A 16,456-nucleotide genomic window follows, 5' to 3' on the forward strand; every position below is an offset into this window, starting at 1 on the left:
CAGCCCACTGCGAGTTCAGAGGCACCATTTCTCGACGGCAATCGCGATCGCCTTCGTGCAATCGACGAGATCGCGCACCGAGACCCGTTCGTTCGGCAACAAGCCCACGCACAATTGACCCTCGGTCGCTTCGGCAACCGCGACGCTTTCCTTTCGCCGCAGGACATCGGTCTGGCACGAAACGTCACGACAACCGGTTTCTCCGATGCCAAGAAACGGCAATGCCGCCAAGGCGAGCCCGGCGGCATTGTCTTTGATCGAAACGCGTCGCGTTGCGCTACGGCGTCATTCCGGCGGCCATCTGGTCGATCTTGCCGGCGAGGACGCCCTGAGCCCAGGCCGTGACCTCGGCATCGACGGGCTTGTTCGCCATGTCCGTCAGCGCTGCGTCGAGCGATGCCGGATCGGTGCCGACGGTCGCAGCGGCGGCAGCCGCCGCCGCCTGGGCCGCCGCCGTGTTGTCGGCGTCGACAACGGCCTGCTGAGCCGTGATCTGGTCTTGCACAGCCTGGATCTGTTCAGGCGTAGCGGTCGGATCCGCCTGCAGCGCGGTCAGCTGCGCATTCAGGGCATCCAACTGGGTTTGGGCGGCCGCCGCTGCGACGGCTGCCGCGTCTGCCGCGGCCTGGGCGACCTTGGCCTTCGCGGACTGCGTCACGAACGCCTGGATGGCGGCGAACTTCTTGCTCTTGGAGTTCATGTAGGCGTTGATGTTGCGCTGCAGAGAGTTCAGCCGGCCAAGCTTGGCATGGATGTTTTTCTCCGTGGGCACGGATGCAACCTGAGTGGACGTGTCGACCGTGGTGTCGACTGTGGTGGACGTCGTTGTGTCCGCCGAAACCTTGCCAACGTGTCCTGGGGCCGATGCCGACTTGCCGTGCGAGGCGCCGCTGTTGCCATTGCCATTGCCGCCAGCATTGCTGCCGCCGTTACCGTTGCCGTTGCCGCCGCTATTGCCGCCGCCATTGCCACCGCCGCCCCCGTGCCCGTTGCCGCCGGCTCCGGCGAGCGCGGGTGACGCCAGAAGCGCCAATGCGGCAAGTGCCGCAAACAAAGTCTTTCGGTTTGTCATGGTATCTCCTCGGGGAATCGCCACCTCCGCCCAACCGCTAGAACAAGCGTAGTATGAGAAACCGCTAATGCCACGGAGTAAACTTTAGACAAATGCGGTCGCAATACGCGAGCTTGGGAGTCGCTGGAAACCTAACAATTTGATATTGCAAGAAAATCAGCGCCAAAAATCGCCTGTGGTACTGAAGTCCCATGCCGGTCAGACCATGGTCCTGCCTGCCGATCAATGATTATCGGGCGGCCTATCGGAAAGGCGTTGGAAGACGGGAAGTCGATGACGAAAGCCTGGTCGGATGCATCACGCGACATCGCCCTGGTTGCCCCCTCGACGGACACGATCTGGTCGTCGATATCGGTCGTTGCCTAGATGAGCAACAGGCCCTTCATGCTGGCGTATCCCTTGCGCCCGATGATGATGTGGTCGTGCACGGCGATGCCCAGCCGCTTGCCCGCGTCTATGATCTCTTTGGTCATCTCGATGTCCGCGCGGGAAGGTGTCGGATCCCCAGACGGATGATTGTGGACCAGGATGATCGCCGTGGCCGAGAGTTCGAGCGCGCGCTTGACCACTTCGCGGGGATAGACGGGCGTATGGTCGACAGTGCCGGTTTGCTGCACCTCGTCAGCGATCAGCGCGTTCTTCTTGTCGAGGAAGAGGATTCGGAACTGCTCGCGTGCCTCGAAGGCCATGGCCGAGCGACAATAGGCGAGAAGCTGGGTCCACGACGAAAGGATCTCGCGGCCATGGACCTCGCCATGCGCCATGCGCTGCGCTGTCGCCGCGACGATTTTCAGGTCGAGCGCTACCGCAGGCCCGATACCCTTGACCTCCTGCAGCAGATTGACGGGCGCACCGAGCACTTCGGCAAATGTGCCGAAGCGCGCCAGCAAGGCTTTTGCGGCTGGCTTGGTGTCGGCGCGCGGGATCAGCCGGAAGAGCAGGAGCTCGAGGAGCTCATAGTCGGGCAGGGCGTCTGGACCAGCCGAGGCAAAGCGCTCGCGCAAGCGGTCGCGATGGCCGAGATAGCCAGGTTTTTCGGCTGGAGCCGGCCTGGCTTTCGCCGCTGGCCGGATTGGCACCTCGGAGAAGAAACTCCGCTCGTCGTCGTCGCTGGCTTTCCCCATCTGCCCCCGCATCCGGCCAATCAATCGGGCGAAGCTGTCGCCCGACGTCCTAAAATATCAGGCCGGCAGACCGGGACGGTCGAGATTTCTGGGCGAGAGCGTGAAAATCTCGCAGCCGGTGTCGGTCACGCCGATGGTATGTTCGTACTGCGCCGACAGCGAACGGTCGCGCGTCACGGCGGTCCAGCCGTCCGACAGCACTTTCACATGGGGTCGGCCGAGGTTGATCATCGGCTCGATGGTGAAGATCATGCCGGGCCGCATCTCTACGCCTTCATTGGCGCTGCCATAGTGCAGGATGTTCGGGGCGTCATGGAAAAGCTGGCCGACGCCATGGCCGCAGAAGTCACGCACCACCGAGCAGCGCTCCGCCTCGGCATAGGTCTGGATGGCGGCGCCGATGGCGCCGGTGCGCGCGCCGGGCCGGACCGCCGCGATGCCGCGCATCAGGCACTCATGGGTGACCTCGAGCAGCCGTTCCGCCGCGCGCTTGATGGTGCCGACCGGATACATGCGCGAGGAATCGCCGTGCCAGCCGTCGAGGATGTAGGTGACGTCGATATTGACGATGTCGCCATCCTTCAGCGGCTTGTTGTCGGGAATGCCGTGACAGACGACGTGGTTGATCGAGGTGCAGGACGATTTCGTGTAGCCGCGATAGTTGAGCGTCGCCGGCAGCGCGCCGTGGTCCATGCCGAACTCGAAGACGAAACGGTCGATCGTGTCCGTGGTCACGCCGGGCGCGACCATCGGCACCAGTTGGTCGAGGCAGCGTGCGGTGAGATCGCATGCCTTGCGCATGCCGGCAAAACCGTCTTCGCCATAAAGGCGGATCTGGCCGGTGTTTCTAAGGGGAGCCGTGGCGGCGTCGAGATAGGTGACCATGTTGTCCGTACGGAAGCGTGGGCGCAGCAGGAGTGCTGGCGTGAATATGCCACCAGATTTGGCACTTGGGGGCAAAAGGTTCAAGCAAAAGGTTCAGGGAAGAACTGGCCGATGCCGCCAGAGCCGCCCGGATATTCGTCACGTCGGGCGGTCTCTTGCCGGTTTTCGCGCGGTGGCTTTCCTTCGCGGCCATCCTGCGCTAGGGCGAGAGGATGTTTTCAAGATCGCGTTCGCTGCCCACGGCCAAGCGCCCCAGATCGCTTGAAGCGCCGCTGACGGCAGCCTGCTCATGTCTTTTGGGCCTGGTGCTGCTAGCGATGCTGTGCCTTGGCCGGCCTGATGTGCCCGCCTTCGCGGATCCTGGCGAGGGCGGCGCCAGCGTTGGCGTCGAACGGTCGGGTGAGATCGCGGCGCTGCTGCGCGTCACCAACAAGGTCCACGCGCTGGAGGTTCGCGCCGCCCGGCCAGTGCTGGCCAAGTTCGCCGGCGGCTATCCGGCCCTGCCGGGTCCGCAAGCTGTTTTCCTTTGGCTCGCTCCGGTATCGCCTGCGGTGGCTGTTACCGGATCCGGCGCGGTCTTCGCCGCTGGCGCCAGCGCCAACCAGCCGCGTGCGCCGCCGGCCACGCAGGCCTGAGCGGTCCAGCACCGCACTTCACCTTCCAGTTCAAGTCATTCGCGCCGCCACCCGTGCGGCGGCTTTAAGCCGCGCATGGGTGGCGCGGCGCGTCATTTCCGGATCATTGCAATGCAACAACGTATCAAGACATTCAAAAGCCTGACGCGTGCGGCCTCGGCTGCATCGTTTCTGTCCGTCCAGGCCTTCATCTGTATCGGAACCATCTATTGGGCGGTCGCCGAGACGCTCTATCTCTCGCGGACCGGAGCGCTAGTCCTTGGCGCTTTGTTCGCCTTGCCGTCGGCCTATGTTCTGCTGATGGTGGTGCGCATGGCCTTCGAGGCGGAGACAGATCCGGCCAACCAGTAATCGTCCCGTCAACTTGGAAAGCGCCGCGGACCAACTGGTGCGGGCGGCACTTTCCTTGGGTTTTCCGCAGCAGAATGGCCGTTTCCGCAGTGACGACACATTTGCCTGGCACAAACCTGTCAAAGCAACTTTTGACGACGAACGGCGTTGCTTGGGCGACGCCAGTTCGGGAGATGTCTGATGGATAGATTGCAATTCGAGGTGCCGGTGCGCATTGCGCAAGGCCCCGGCTTGCCGGTAGAGGAGATTTACAGCGTCGAGCAGGCGCTGGATTTTCTCCAGGACTGGCCGGCACGCCGGCAGGGAGCGTTGTATCAGAAAGCCTTCAATGCCTGCTTTGGCGCTACGGTGGACGTGGTCAGGACCGAGGATGCCTGCCGGGCGTTCATGGTGTTCTGCCGAGTCACCGGATTGATGGCCAGCGACATGATGACGCCGCGCAAGCGTGGCGGCGAGGCAAGCGCGTTGCAGGCCTGAGGGTCTTCCAACCAATCTGACTTGAACGCACGAGAAAAATCTCGCGTGCATCTCCTACCACGCGGCGCATCAGCCGCGGCGTTAAGCTTCCGTTTCCACCTTGGCGGCTACGCCATTGCTTGTTCAGCAATGGTTGATTCGTTGCGTCAGTTCATGGTTTGGAAGATGTCGCCAGAAAAAGTCCGTGCGTTCCCGATCGACCGTCAGCTATTCTTGGTCAAGGAAGTTGCCGCCAAGCTCGACACTCTGCATGGCGAGACCGCGGCTTCGTTCTGGAGGGCTAAAGCGGCGGAGCTGCTTGATCTCGTTGTCAGGTCAGGCAGAGATAGATCCGCAGCCGGTGATGAAGTGCGCAGGTTCTTCCTGGCTGTACAGAAAGAATTGCTAGCTGGGGCGACCTCTGAGGTAACGCCAGTTCTTTCTGCCTAAAGCACATCCGGACCAGAAGTTCTCGGGGAAGCCCATTGCGGCTGCAACCTGATAGCTTGCATTAGCTAGGAATTAGTGCCGTGGCGGTGTCGGACGCAGGCTGAACTGGTAGCAACGCAGGAACTGGTCCGCGAAGCGGGACATTGAAGAGGCGGGGCCTTGATGAACCAACCCCGCCTCAAGTCATCTGGGCTTATGCGCCCTGCAGGCGGGCAATGTCGGCAGGCGTGGCCGGGCGCTCAATGATGGTGCGGCCGGTTGCATCCTTCATCTCGAACGTGCCGTTCTCGACCTCCTCCTTGGTTCCATCGGGATGGGTGACCTCGACCTTGTCGCCGTCCACTTCGACCTTGTCGCCGGTCGTCTGGTTCACATGCTCGTTAGCATCATGGTTGTCGCCCGCCCCATCGTCATGACCGCTGGATCCGGAATTGCCATCGTCACCTCCCGTGCCGGACCCGGAATTACCGCCGTCATCTCCTCCACCGGAGCCGGAATTGCCAGCAGAACCCGAGCTGCCGCCATGGCCCTCTCCGCCACCGCCACCGCCACCGCCACCGCCACCGTCACCGCCACCGCCACCGTCACCGCCTTCGCCTTTGGCGTAGGCTGCCGCGGGCCCAATCTTGGCCCCCACATGAAGGTTCAGTTGATAGGGTGCTATCGTGAGCGCCAACGCTGTCGATGCACGCAGTGCGAAACTGAGGAACTGGGTCGAAGTCGATTTTGGCATGATGGTCCTCCTTGCTGACGTGGAGGCAACGTGGCCAGTTTCTGGATTATTCCTGCGTTCTCCCCCGTAAAGGACATACTAGGACCGATGAAGGCGAGATATGGGACGTATGTCGCCGAAACCTCGGACCAAAGTCGTAGCTGATCGCTTGCTCGCAGCTGTCGATGACAGCAGACGGAGACTTGCTCAAAAATGGACGGATCTTTTTAGCCGTTCCTTCATACATGCATGTTTTCTAATTTAAACTATGGCTTTCAATCACTTCACCCGAATTTGGCTCATGGCGACCGGTATACGCCGGAGTACGAAGGCGAATGTTGCCACGATCTTCGCCCTCAGCCTGCCGATCGTTGTCGGCGCCGCCGGTTTCGGCGTGGAGACCTCCTACTGGTACTACAACAGCCTGAGGCTGCAGGCGACGGCGGATGCGGCGGCCTATGCCGGCGCACTGGAGAAAATCTCGGGTTCCGACACGCCGACGATCGTCGCGGCCGCGACGCAGTCGGCGGCGGCGAACGGGCTGGGCTCAGGCACGATCGTCGTCAACACGCCACCTGTGTCTGGGCCGAATACGGCGAAGAAAGCGGTAGAGGTCATCGTCGGCCAGAAGCTCGACCGGATGTTCACCTCGATCTTCACGCAAGGCCAGGTGCCCGAGCAGGCGAGGGCGGTGGCCCTCATCACCAACGCTTCTAAGGCCTGCATGCTGGCGCTCGATCCATCCGCCTCGCAGGCGGCGCTGTTTTCCGGCAGCACGAGCGTAAAGGTCACCGGCTGCTCGGTGATGGCGAATTCGATCGCCTCGGACGCCATCAAGCTCCAGGGCTCGGCGAGCCTCCAGGCCGATTGCCTGATATCGGGGGGTGGTGTTTCTCTCAGCAATCCCGTCACGACCGTCTGCGCGGCGCCGATAACCCAGGCGCTGCCTGCCGCCGATCCATTTGCCGACTTGCCGGCCCCGGCCGCTTCGAACCCCTGTCAGAACGCCAACAAAACGACGTTGGGGCCCGGTACCTACTGCAACGGACTGAGCCTCAGCGGCAATGTCACCCTGCAGCCTGGCGTCTATGTCATCCAGAGCGGCGATTTCAAAGTCAATGCGAACGCCAACGTCTCTGGCAACGGCGTCACCATTTACCTCGCTGGAGCTTCGCGTGTCTCGATGAACGGCAACGCAACCGTTTCCCTGAGCGCGCCGACGTCCGGCACCTATTCGGGCGTGCTGATGTATGGCGACAGAACGAGCACCGGCGGACAGAGCACCTTCAACGGCACCGCGACCTCGCTGCTGACCGGCGCGCTCTATTTTCCCAAGCAGCAGGTCAACTATCTCGGCAATTTCTCGGGCCAGAACGGCTGCACCCAGGTCGTCGCGGACCTGATCCAATGGTCGGGCAACTCAACCATCAGCCAGGATTGCACGAGCCTTGGAATGCGCGACATTCCGGCCACCCAGTCCGTGGCACTGGTCGAGTAGCCTCACTTGGAACGCCGATCAAACCGGATACTTGGCGATGATTGCGGCGTTGCGGCGGTAGAGTTCGCCATGGTGCTGCCTTTCCTGTGCGTGGCGTTGCTCGGTATCATCGATGGCTGGTCCTATGTGACGAGCTCGCTGTCGATGCGTGCCGGCGTGAAGACCGCCGCGAACCTGGTCATGGAAGGCTCGAGCAATGATACGGCGACGCAGGCTGTCGCCATTTCCAGCTGGGAGAAGCGGCCCGTGGACGGCCAGGTCACATTGAGCCGAATCTACATGTGCGGGACAAGCGTGGTCGACGCTTCCACCCTGTGCAGTGGGCCAAAGGTGCCATCGGTCTACGTTCAGATCCAGGCATCCGCCACCTGGACGCCGCCCTTCACATTCGGCGTCTTTGCTGCCCCCAGCGTCATCGGCCATCTGGAGGTGATCCGTGTCCGCTAGGGCAGGTCACCAATCTATGGAATCGGCGAAGCGCCCTGACTCTATGTTTGGCCGCAAGTGCCAAGGGAAGGCGCTGCGCGCTTTTACCGCGACAACCGTTTCATGCTTTTCCTGGAACTGCCCTGGGGCAGGCACGTTCAGGCGAGATCGATGGGGCGGGGCCGGGCTGGAGTTCGCGTTGATCGCGCCGTTCCTCATCATAGTGCTGTTCGGCATCTTCGCCTTGGGCTGGTCGATGAACTCCGTGTCCAGCGTTCGTTATACGCTGGAGACATCGTCACGTTCACTGCAGCTTCAGAACACGCTGACCCAGGCCGACATCCAATCGATCGCCACGCAGAAATTGCAGGCCTTGGGCTTGAAGGATGTGAACGTGACGATCACCATCGACCCAGCGAGCGGCGGCTTCCGTATGGCGCATCTGACCGCCACCTATGCCTTTGTCGTCGACTTCCCTTATCTCGACACCTTCCCAATCAACTACGCGACCACCGTCACCGTGCCGCTGGTCGGCGGTTAGCCAATACGAGGCTGACGCGAAGCTGCCGCCTTTCAGCCTGCATGGTCCAGTAGTCTTGTCGTGGTGTCACGATGATGTTCGGCATTGGCGCGATCGATGCCTTCCACGGTGATCGCGAACGTCCCGTTTTCGATCCTTCCGATCCAACCCTTGGCTTTCAGGTACCAGAGATGGAACTCGAGATGCTCTCGCGGACAGCCGGACAACCGTTCGATTTCAGTGTCACCAATGCCGGGATTGTTTACGTCTTGTCGGCGTTTGACATAAAGCAGCGAGAGTAGCTTTTCCTGAATGGCTACGTCACGTTCGATCGTTGTGTTGTTGCCGGCTTCTCCGGCCAATTCCGTTCGCAGGTTCAGATGGTCTTTGTACTGAATGTCATAGCTCGCACGTTTGGCGGGATCCTTGAGCACATTGTGGGCTTCCAGGATTTCGCTGAAGCGTGATTCATCGCCGGTGTCCTGATTGTCAGGATGGTAGCGCATGGCAAAATAACGAAAAACCCGTTCTATCGTTTCCGAGTTAGCATTCGGGCTGATTTCCAGGAGTTCGTAGTAGTCAACGAACAAGACGGAGCTCCCACGACATCGCTATTGCGCCCTCTGTCGAGAGCATGGGCGCTGATGGCAAGAAACAACAGTTCTAATTTGCGGGTTGGATCGGCGCGAGCTGAAGCTGGTCGAAAAAATCCGTGCGTGACATCGCAATCAGCCGCGCAACCGCGAATGCAGCCAAGATTATCAAAACAGCCGTGAGGTTCACGAATGCGGGTGATGCAAAAATGCTTCCGCTCGGATCATAGCAACTTAGTTCCATGGCGCTCTACCCCTTCGGCGACCTTAGGATCTGAATAATGATCCTGCTTCAGGAGGAATACAAGTACTTGCTAATAAGCTGGTTAAAGGGGTTGCTCTGAAGCTCAGCAATTCGGGAGGATGGAACTCATTGCTTGAAATTGCTGGTACGCCCAAGGGGAATCGAACCCCTGTTACCGCCGTGAAAGGGCGGTGTCCTAACCGCTAGACGATGGGCGCGCTCAGACGAAGCGGCTTATACTGACGTTGAGCACAACCGGCAACCCGTCAGGTGCCGCCTTGGACAACTTTTTTGCGGGCTATGGAATCAGGGTTCATCGCGATCGCCTGGCTTGATCATTCGGCGGCGGCGCCGTCGCGTCGTCATTCCAGGGCGGAGCAAGGAGCGAAGCGACGCGGCGCAGACCCTAGAATCCATGCCGCGACTTTTGAACCCCGCAGCGGTGCAGGATTTGGGTCCGCTGCGCTTCTCAGTTGACTCCCGGCATGGATCCTCAAGTCTTCGCGACAGAGCTTCGCTCCTGCTCCGCCCGTGGATGACGAGCTTGGGGGTGCTTCGGCCAATCTCGAATGGATTGCTTCACTCAGGCGCGCACGGCGCTAGCCGTCATCGCCACCGCCGCTGCGCCGGCGGCAGCGCCAGTTCCAGTCGCGCTCGGGGCCGACGTCGACATGGACCGATTCGGTGTGGCAGTAGGTGCCGACGCCGCCGCGTCCGGGCATGGTCCTGATGTAGTTCGCCAGTTCCCATTTGGAGACGCCGGGCACCTGGATGTCGGCTGCGGCGCAGTACATGTGCAGTGAATTCTTGGCACCGTTGGCGCGGCGGTTGCGGGCGGGGTCGCGATAGCCCGAGGTGACCATCATCTTGCGGCCGTAGTGGCCTTCGATCGTCTTCAGCACGCGCACCAGCGACGGCTTCAGGCAGGCGACGTCGACGCTTTCGTTCTGCTTCAGTAGTCCGTTGGGCGCGAGCCTGGCCATGCCGGCGGCGGACGCGACCTGATAGCTGCCGCCGATTGGTCCTTCGTCTTCATTGAGGTCGACGTCGCTTTCGTCGTCGAGGCCGGATTTGCGCTTGATCTCGAACAGGGCGGTCTGGCGCACGCCGGGCAAGGCATCACTGCCCGTGATGTGACCGGCCTCGTCACCGGTCGAGGCCAATTGTATCGGCTTTGCCACGGAGTTGGCCGAGGCCAAAGTGATGATCGGCTTTGCCGCCGCCTCGGGCGCGGGCTTGGCCTGTACCACCGGCTGTCCGCCCGATCGCGTGTTGATCAGTGGAGCCGGTGTGGCGGAAGCTGGCGTGGCGCCAAACATCGAGGCCAGGAAACCTCGTTTCTTCGGCGCCTCGGTCTGGGGCGCCTCACCTGCGGTCACATAGACCGGATTGTTCATCTCCGGTGCCGCGGCCGGCTTTTGCGCCGTCACGGCGGCATCGGCGGCGGCGATCTTCTGGGCGACCGCGTCCGTCTGCTGCGCCGTCTGTGTCGGTTGCTGCAAGGCCTGCGGCGTTTGTCCCACGATCGTTTCAGCGCCGGCCGGCGCCGTCAGCGGGAAGACGGCTTGCGGCTTGGCCATTGGTACGTAGGCGACCTTTTCGGGCAGCGTCGTATCGCCTTCGCTCATCACGGTCGTTTGCGTGGCTGTTGTCTGCGCGGTCGAATCGGCGCTGGCTACCGGCTTGCCGGTGGCGGCCGCATTGATGTCCGAGGAAGACGTGGTGTAGCCGGGCATCCCGACCGACATTGACGGGTCGCCGGCTGAGGTGCAGGAGGCCAGGAGCACGGAGCAGAGTGCGGCCACGATGGCGCGGCGTTCTCCCTTTGCGAGGCTCCATCCTGCTGATTTCAAAGTCAAATTCCCCCTCGATGTCCGGTCGGCATGTCCTTGGCGCAACCCTGAGACGTCTGCGCCGAGGTCACCTTGTCTCCGATCCGGAAACGAGACCTGTGTCAAATCCGCAAGCCTGGAAGTTTTTTTGCAGTGATTGCCGAATTGCGGCCGCTTGATGGTTGACGACACCATTTCGCCCGCTTTTGCCGGGCCGTCAACTCACCACACATTACAGCCGGTTACACACGCACCTTCACATAGGTGCCGGGGGCATCGCCCAAGGTTTTCATATGCTTGCCGGGTTTGCGGGCAGGCACGCGGGTATTGTCCTTGGCCTCTATCCAGCTTTGCCAGTGCGGCCACCATGATCCGGGATGCTCGGTTGCCTTGGCCACCCAGTCGCCGAAATCGCCGATCGGCGCGCCACCGGTCCAGTACTGATATTTGTTGGATGCCGGCGGATTGACGACGCCCGCTATATGGCCGGATCCCGCCATCACATAGTCGACCTTGCCACCGAAATATTTCGAACCGAGGAAGACGGACAGCGCCGGCGCGATGTGATCTTCCCGGGAGGCGAGGTTGTAGATCGGAATTGTGACGTCGCCGAGCGATACGGTGTGGCCCGCAAGCTCCATCGTGCCACGCGAGAGGTTGTTCTCGAGATAGCAGTTGCGCAGATAGAAAGAATGGTTGGCCGCCGCCATGCGGGTCGAATCGGCGTTCCAGTAAAGCAGGTCGAAGGGCAGGGGATCCTTGCCGCGCATATAATTGTTGACGACATAGGGCCAGATCAGGTCGCCGGAACGCAGCATGTTGAAGGCTGTCGCCATCTTGGTGCCATCGAGATAGCCCTTTTCGTTCATCGACTTTTCCACCGCCGCGACCTGTTCTTCGTCGACGAATACTTTCAGGTCGCCGGCATAGGTGAAGTCGACCTGCGTGGTGAAGAAGGTCGCCGACTTGATGCGGTCGTCGCCTTCGCTAGCCATCAGCGCCAATGCCGCGGCCAGCAATGTGCCGCCGACGCAGTAGCCGATCGCATTGACGTCGCGCTCGCCGGTGGCCTTCTCGATCGTGTCGAGGCCATATTGCAGGCCCTCCCTGATATAGGCCTCCCAGTTCTTGGCGCCGTGACGCTCGTCGGGATTGATCCAGGAGATGACGAAGACGGTGTGGCCCTGCTCGATCGCCCAGCGGATGAAGGATTTCTGCGGGTTGAGATCGAGTATGTAGAACTTGTTGATCCAAGGCGGGCAGATCAACAGAGGGCGTTTCAGCACCGTCTCGGTAGCCGGATCATACTGGATGATTTCGGCGACATCGCTGCGGCCGACCACCTTGCCCGGCGTCATTGCGATGTTCCTGCCGATCTCGAACGGCGAGTAGTCGGCTTGGCGCAGTTTCAGGTCGCCCTTGCCGGCGGCGATGTCCTCGGCCAGCATCTTCATGCCGCGCACCAGGTTTTCGCCGTTGGAAGCGACGGTTTCGCGAAACAGCTCCGGATTGGTCAGGATGAAATTCGACGGCGAGATGGCGTTGGACACCTGCTTGACGTAGAAGCTCGCCTTGTGGCGGGTGTGCTCGTCCAGACCTTCGGCGTGCTCGACCAGTTCAGACGCCCAGCGCGAGGTGACGAGATAAGCCTGCTTGAGGAAATCGAAGAAGGCGTTGCGGCCCCATTCCGGATCCTGGAAGCGTTTATCGCCGCGCTCCGGCTTGACTGCGTCGTCCGGGGCCTCGGCGTTGGTACTGACGCGCTGGATGGCATTCGCCCACACGGTCATATAGCCGGCGAACAGCCGCGTCTGCGCTTCGAGCGCGCGCTGCGGGTCGGCAAGCCAGTATTCGCTAAGCTTGGAGAAGGTCTTGACCATGTCGACGACCGGTTCGGCGACGTGGTCGCGCACTTCGCCTTTTTCGCGCGGTTCGGCCCAGGCGGATGCCGCCTTGCCCGCCTGCTCAACCATGCGCGCCATATTCAACGCGAAGCGTTCCGGATCCTTCACCAGATATTGCTCGACGGTCGAACGCTCGTCATCTTCCGCTTTGCCCGAATCGGGTGTTTTGGACATGGTTCGCGGGGTTCCTCCCGAAGCGTTTTCTTGACATATTAACATGGGACATCCGACAGGGTCCAATCTCGCTCTACCCCGGCTGCCAAGGAAACAATATGACGATTAATATTGGCGAGACTGTTTTTTTTGATGCCGCACGCTTTTGCCGCATCGGTGCGGCGATCGTCGTCCTGGCTGTCGCCGGCTGTTCCAGCACCAATACCGGCGGTCCGGTGCCCATGGCCGAGGATGCGGGCCCGAAGGATACCGGCACATTTCCGAACCTCAACATCCCGCCGCAAGTGGCGGCCAAACAACTCACCGCCGACGAGAGCAAGGCCAAGCTCGCCGAGCTCAAGGCCGCCAAGAACGCGCAGGGCGCCAAACGCGGTGGTGTACCCGGCAGTCAGGCGGCACTCACTGATCTGGCCAAGCAGCACGGCCCGCAGACGCTGAAGCAGATCGAAGGCAAATGCGATCCCGCCCTCGACCCTACCTGCAAATGAGTATATAGCGCGCGCCCAATACCCCTTTTGCTGTCTGGAACTGCCATGGAAGAGTTTCACAAGGTTCGCCGGCTTCCGCCTTACGTGTTCGAGCAGGTCAACAGGCTCAAGGCCAGCGCCCGTTCACGCGGCGCCGACATCATCGACCTGGGCATGGGCAATCCGGACCTGCCCACGCCCAAGGCCATCGTCGACAAATTGTGCGAAGTCGTGCGCGATCCGCGCACGCATCGTTATTCCTCGTCGCGCGGCATTCCGGGCCTACGCCGCGCCCAGGCCGCTTATTATCAGCGCCGCTTCGGCGTGAAGCTCAATCCCGACACGCAAGTTGTGGCCACGCTCGGCTCGAAGGAAGGCTTCGCCAACATGGCGCAGGCGATCACCGCTCCGGGCGACGTCATCCTGTGCCCGAACCCGACCTATCCGATCCACGCCTTCGGTTTCATTATGTCCGGTGGCGTCATCCGTTCGCTGCAGGTCGAGCCCGATGATGGTTTCATCCCGGCGGTGGAGCGGGGCATCCGCCATTCGATCCCGAAGCCGTTGGCGCTGATCCTCAACTATCCGTCGAACCCGACGGCGTTGGTCGCGTCGCTCGATTTCTACAAGGACGTGGTGGCCTTCGCCAAGAAGAACGACATCATCATCCTGTCCGATCTTGCCTATTCGGAGATTTATTTCGACGGCAATCCACCGCCTTCGGTGCTGCAGGTGCCGGGCGCCATCGACGTCTGCGTCGAATTCACCTCGATGTCGAAGACTTTTTCCATGCCCGGCTGGCGCATGGGCTTCGCGGTGGGCAACGAACGGCTGATCTCGGCGCTGACCCGGGTGAAGTCCTATCTCGACTACGGCGCCTTCACGCCGATCCAGGTGGCGGCGGCGCATGCGCTGAATGGCGACGGCGCCGATATCGCCGAGGTGCGCGATATCTACCACAAGCGCCGCGACGTCATGGTGGACGCCTTCGGGCGCGCCGGATGGAACATTCCGGCCCCGGCCGCCTCGATGTTCGCCTGGGCGCCGATCCCCGAACCGTTCAAGCATCTCGGTTCGCTTGAATTCTCCAAGCTGCTCATCGAGCACGCCGACGTGGCGGTGGCACCCGGTGTCGGCTTCGGCGAACATGGCGACGATTTCGTGCGCGTGGCGCTGGTGGAGAACGAGCACCGGATCCGCCAGGCTGCGCGCAACATCAAGCGCTTCCTGTCGACCAGCGCCAAGCAGCCCAACAATGTGGTGCCGCTGTCCGCTCACCGGTAAGCAAAATTCGATCTGATTTTGAGGGACGTCGCCTTCCATGGCTGAAGCTCTGCGTGTTGGAATTGCCGGACTGGGCACGGTCGGTGCATCGGTGGCGCGGGTGTTGCGCGACAAAGCAACGGAACTGACCCGGCAATGTGGACGCGACATCGTCGTGTCGGCGGTTTCGGCGCGTGATCCGAAGCGCGACCGTGGCGTCGATGTCAGTTCGGCAAAATGGTTCGACGATCCGGTCAAGATGGCGCAGACCGCCGATATCGACGTGTTCGTCGAACTGATCGGCGGCGATGAGGGGCCGGCGCGTTTGTCGGTGAAGGCGGCGCTCGAAGCCGGCCGCCACGTCGTCACCGCCAACAAGGCGCTGCTCGCCAAGCATGGCGTGGCGTTGGCCGAGATCGCCGAGAAGAAGGGCGTGCTGCTCAACTACGAGGCGGCGGTGGCGGGCGGCATTCCCGTTATCAAGACGATGCGCGAGGCGATGGCCGGCAATTCGGTCACCCGCGTGTTCGGCATCCTCAACGGCACCTGCAACTATATCCTGACCCGCATGGAGGCCGAGGGCGTCTCGTTCGACGTCGTGCTGAAGGACGCGCAGCGGCTGGGTTACGCCGAGGCCGATCCGACCTTCGACATCGAGGGCCACGATACCGCGCACAAGCTGTCGATCCTGACCAGCCTTGCCTTCGGCACGAAAATCGCCGCCAATGACATCTACATGGAAGGCATTTCCAACATCACCCAGGCCGACATCCGCGCGGCTGGCGATCTCGGCTACCGGATCAAGCTGCTCGGTGTCGCTCAGCGCACCGAAAGCGGGATCGAGCAGCGCGTGCACCCGACCATGGTGCCGACGGCCTCCGTCATCGCGCAGGTGCATGGCGTCACCAATGCGGTGGCGATCGAGACCGACATCCTCGGCGAGCTGCTGCTTTCAGGCCCCGGGGCCGGCGGCAACGCCACCGCCTCGGCCGTCATCGGCGACGTCGCTGATATCGCCAAGAGCCGGCCCGGCTTCCAGCATGGCCCGGTCTTCGGCCGGCCGGCCAAGGAATTGAAGCCCTACAAGAAGGCGCAAATGCGTAGCCATGCCGGCGGCTACTTCATCCGGCTGACGGTGCATGATCGCATCGGCGTCTTCGCCGCGATCGCCAAGCGCATGGCCGACAACGATATTTCGCTGGAATCGATCGTCCAGCACGCGGTCAGCGGCGAGGCGGCGGCGCAGAAGACGGTGATCCTCGTCACTCACGAGACCACCGAGGCCGCCGTGCGCAAGGCTGTCGACGGCATCACCAAGGACGGCCACCTGACCGACAAGCCGCAGGTGATCCGCATCGAGCGGGCAGGGTAGCTGCGTCCCACCATCGCGCAGCCGAGGTCGGAACGAATCCGCGCCGGCGCCGTTCTCTTGGTCAGCAACCAAGGGAGCCGATTCATGGCCGATACCAACAAGTCCGACAGCCCTCAGATCGACGATATCCAGAAGACGCTGGAAAAGCAGATCGCCGAACTGCGCAAGGAGATCACCAAGATCAACATTTCGGCGCGTGGCGCGGAAATGCTCGATGATGCCAGCGAGCAGGCTTCGGATTTCTACGACACGGCCGCGGCGCGTGCATCGCGCACGGCACAGCAGTTGCGCAGCCAGGCCCAGGCGGTTTCGGAAGTCGCACGTGAAAATCCGGGTACGACGACGGCGGTGATCGGCGTGATCGGTCTGCTCGGCTTTCTGGCCGGGATTGCCGTTGGCCAGTCGATGAACAACGACACATCGCGCCGCTGGTATTGAGCGCGTCGGCCGAGAGCCGGCATTGCCGGCCCTCGTTCAG

19 protein-coding genes and 1 tRNA gene are annotated in these 16,456 nt (G+C 61.8%); 11 read left to right on the top strand and 9 right to left on the bottom strand.

Features of this window, described 5'->3' with window-relative positions; genetic code table 11:
* Positions 1-15: 15 nt before the first annotated feature.
* The 4 genes from EB233_RS17830 to map form a co-directional block, all read right to left on the bottom strand.
* The gene (locus EB233_RS17830; protein WP_064988461.1) at positions 16-231 is read right to left on the bottom strand and encodes a hypothetical protein; all 216 of its coding nucleotides are present in this window, start codon (positions 229-231) and stop codon (positions 16-18) included.
* A gap of 46 nt (positions 232-277) precedes the next feature.
* Positions 278-1,072: a hypothetical protein gene (locus tag EB233_RS17835; RefSeq protein ID WP_064988462.1), complete on the bottom strand. Its 795-nt coding sequence runs from the start codon at positions 1,070-1,072 to the stop codon at positions 278-280.
* Between the two features lie 362 nt (positions 1,073-1,434).
* Positions 1,435-2,196 (bottom strand): RadC family protein, encoded by a 762-nt coding sequence (radC, locus tag EB233_RS17840; RefSeq protein WP_064988463.1) that lies wholly within the window; start codon positions 2,194-2,196, stop codon positions 1,435-1,437.
* Positions 2,197-2,253: 57 nt separating this feature from the next.
* A complete protein-coding gene (gene map / locus EB233_RS17845; protein WP_064988464.1) occupies positions 2,254-3,081 on the bottom strand; it encodes a type I methionyl aminopeptidase in 828 nt (275 codons plus the stop codon).
* Positions 3,082-3,293: 212 nt separating this feature from the next.
* On the opposite strand from map, the gene EB233_RS17850 reads away from it, so the two are divergent.
* The 4 genes from EB233_RS17850 to EB233_RS31845 all read left to right on the top strand — a co-directional run bounded on the left by EB233_RS17850 (position 3,294) and on the right by EB233_RS31845 (position 4,973).
* Positions 3,294-3,716 (top strand): hypothetical protein, encoded by a 423-nt coding sequence (locus tag EB233_RS17850; protein WP_081293946.1) that lies wholly within the window; start codon positions 3,294-3,296, stop codon positions 3,714-3,716.
* Positions 3,717-3,827: 111 nt separating this feature from the next.
* Positions 3,828-4,067 carry a hypothetical protein gene (locus EB233_RS17855; protein ID WP_244277594.1) on the top strand — a complete coding sequence of 80 codons (240 nt, stop codon included), beginning with the start codon at positions 3,828-3,830 and terminating at the stop codon, positions 4,065-4,067.
* A gap of 180 nt (positions 4,068-4,247) precedes the next feature.
* Entirely contained in the window at positions 4,248-4,544 is a 297-nt protein-coding gene (locus tag EB233_RS17860) for a DUF982 domain-containing protein (RefSeq protein ID WP_064988466.1), read from the top strand.
* Positions 4,545-4,565: 21 nt separating this feature from the next.
* Entirely contained in the window at positions 4,566-4,973 is a 408-nt protein-coding gene (locus tag EB233_RS31845) for a DUF6074 family protein (RefSeq protein WP_244277595.1), read from the top strand.
* A gap of 193 nt (positions 4,974-5,166) precedes the next feature.
* Here EB233_RS31845 and EB233_RS17870 read toward each other — a convergent pair whose 3' ends face one another.
* Complete coding sequence (locus tag EB233_RS17870; protein WP_064988467.1) at positions 5,167-5,706, bottom strand: hypothetical protein; 540 nt, start codon at positions 5,704-5,706, stop codon at positions 5,167-5,169.
* A gap of 247 nt (positions 5,707-5,953) precedes the next feature.
* Here EB233_RS17870 and EB233_RS17875 point away from each other — a divergent pair, with 247 nt between their 5' ends.
* From EB233_RS17875 to EB233_RS17885, 3 genes are read left to right on the top strand one after another with little or no spacing between them, the layout of a single operon-like run.
* The gene (locus EB233_RS17875; RefSeq protein ID WP_027052106.1) at positions 5,954-7,183 is read left to right on the top strand and encodes a pilus assembly protein TadG-related protein; all 1,230 of its coding nucleotides are present in this window, start codon (positions 5,954-5,956) and stop codon (positions 7,181-7,183) included.
* A gap of 6 nt (positions 7,184-7,189) precedes the next feature.
* Complete coding sequence (locus EB233_RS17880) at positions 7,190-7,630, top strand: TadE/TadG family type IV pilus assembly protein (protein WP_064988468.1); 441 nt, start codon at positions 7,190-7,192, stop codon at positions 7,628-7,630.
* 16 nt (positions 7,631-7,646) lie between these two features.
* Positions 7,647-8,150 carry a TadE/TadG family type IV pilus assembly protein gene (locus EB233_RS17885; protein WP_246298413.1) on the top strand — a complete coding sequence of 168 codons (504 nt, stop codon included), beginning with the start codon at positions 7,647-7,649 and terminating at the stop codon, positions 8,148-8,150.
* A 32-nt stretch (positions 8,151-8,182) separates the two neighbouring features.
* Here the strand turns inward: EB233_RS17885 and EB233_RS17890 are convergent, their stop codons facing one another.
* The 4 genes from EB233_RS17890 to phaC all read right to left on the bottom strand — a co-directional run bounded on the left by EB233_RS17890 (position 8,183) and on the right by phaC (position 12,876).
* Positions 8,183-8,719, bottom strand: a complete 537-nt coding sequence (locus tag EB233_RS17890) for a DnaJ domain-containing protein (protein ID WP_064988469.1) — start codon at positions 8,717-8,719, stop codon at positions 8,183-8,185.
* A 390-nt stretch (positions 8,720-9,109) separates the two neighbouring features.
* Positions 9,110-9,184: transfer RNA gene (locus tag EB233_RS17895), tRNA-Glu, on the bottom strand.
* Positions 9,185-9,565: 381 nt separating this feature from the next.
* Positions 9,566-10,825: a YcbK family protein gene (locus tag EB233_RS17900; RefSeq protein ID WP_064988470.1), complete on the bottom strand. Its 1,260-nt coding sequence runs from the start codon at positions 10,823-10,825 to the stop codon at positions 9,566-9,568.
* Between the two features lie 215 nt (positions 10,826-11,040).
* Positions 11,041-12,876, bottom strand: coding sequence for a class I poly(R)-hydroxyalkanoic acid synthase (phaC, locus tag EB233_RS17905; protein ID WP_064988471.1), 1,836 nt, complete (start codon positions 12,874-12,876; stop codon positions 11,041-11,043).
* Positions 12,877-12,974: 98 nt separating this feature from the next.
* On the opposite strand from phaC, the gene EB233_RS17910 reads away from it, so the two are divergent.
* The 4 genes from EB233_RS17910 (at position 12,975) to EB233_RS17925 (ending at position 16,416) form a co-directional block, all read left to right on the top strand.
* Positions 12,975-13,364 carry a hypothetical protein gene (locus tag EB233_RS17910; protein ID WP_155765298.1) on the top strand — a complete coding sequence of 130 codons (390 nt, stop codon included), beginning with the start codon at positions 12,975-12,977 and terminating at the stop codon, positions 13,362-13,364.
* Between the two features lie 45 nt (positions 13,365-13,409).
* The gene (locus tag EB233_RS17915; RefSeq protein ID WP_027052099.1) at positions 13,410-14,627 is read left to right on the top strand and encodes an LL-diaminopimelate aminotransferase; all 1,218 of its coding nucleotides are present in this window, start codon (positions 13,410-13,412) and stop codon (positions 14,625-14,627) included.
* 37 nt (positions 14,628-14,664) lie between these two features.
* Positions 14,665-15,978, top strand: coding sequence for a homoserine dehydrogenase (locus tag EB233_RS17920; protein WP_064988473.1), 1,314 nt, complete (start codon positions 14,665-14,667; stop codon positions 15,976-15,978).
* An 84-nt stretch (positions 15,979-16,062) separates the two neighbouring features.
* Positions 16,063-16,416, top strand: a complete 354-nt coding sequence (locus EB233_RS17925; protein WP_064988474.1) for a hypothetical protein — start codon at positions 16,063-16,065, stop codon at positions 16,414-16,416.
* The last annotated feature ends 40 nt before the right edge of the window (positions 16,417-16,456 follow it).

It is taken from the genome of Mesorhizobium erdmanii (assembly GCF_013170725.1).
In the GTDB taxonomy this organism is placed as follows: domain Bacteria; phylum Pseudomonadota; class Alphaproteobacteria; order Rhizobiales; family Rhizobiaceae; genus Mesorhizobium; species Mesorhizobium erdmanii.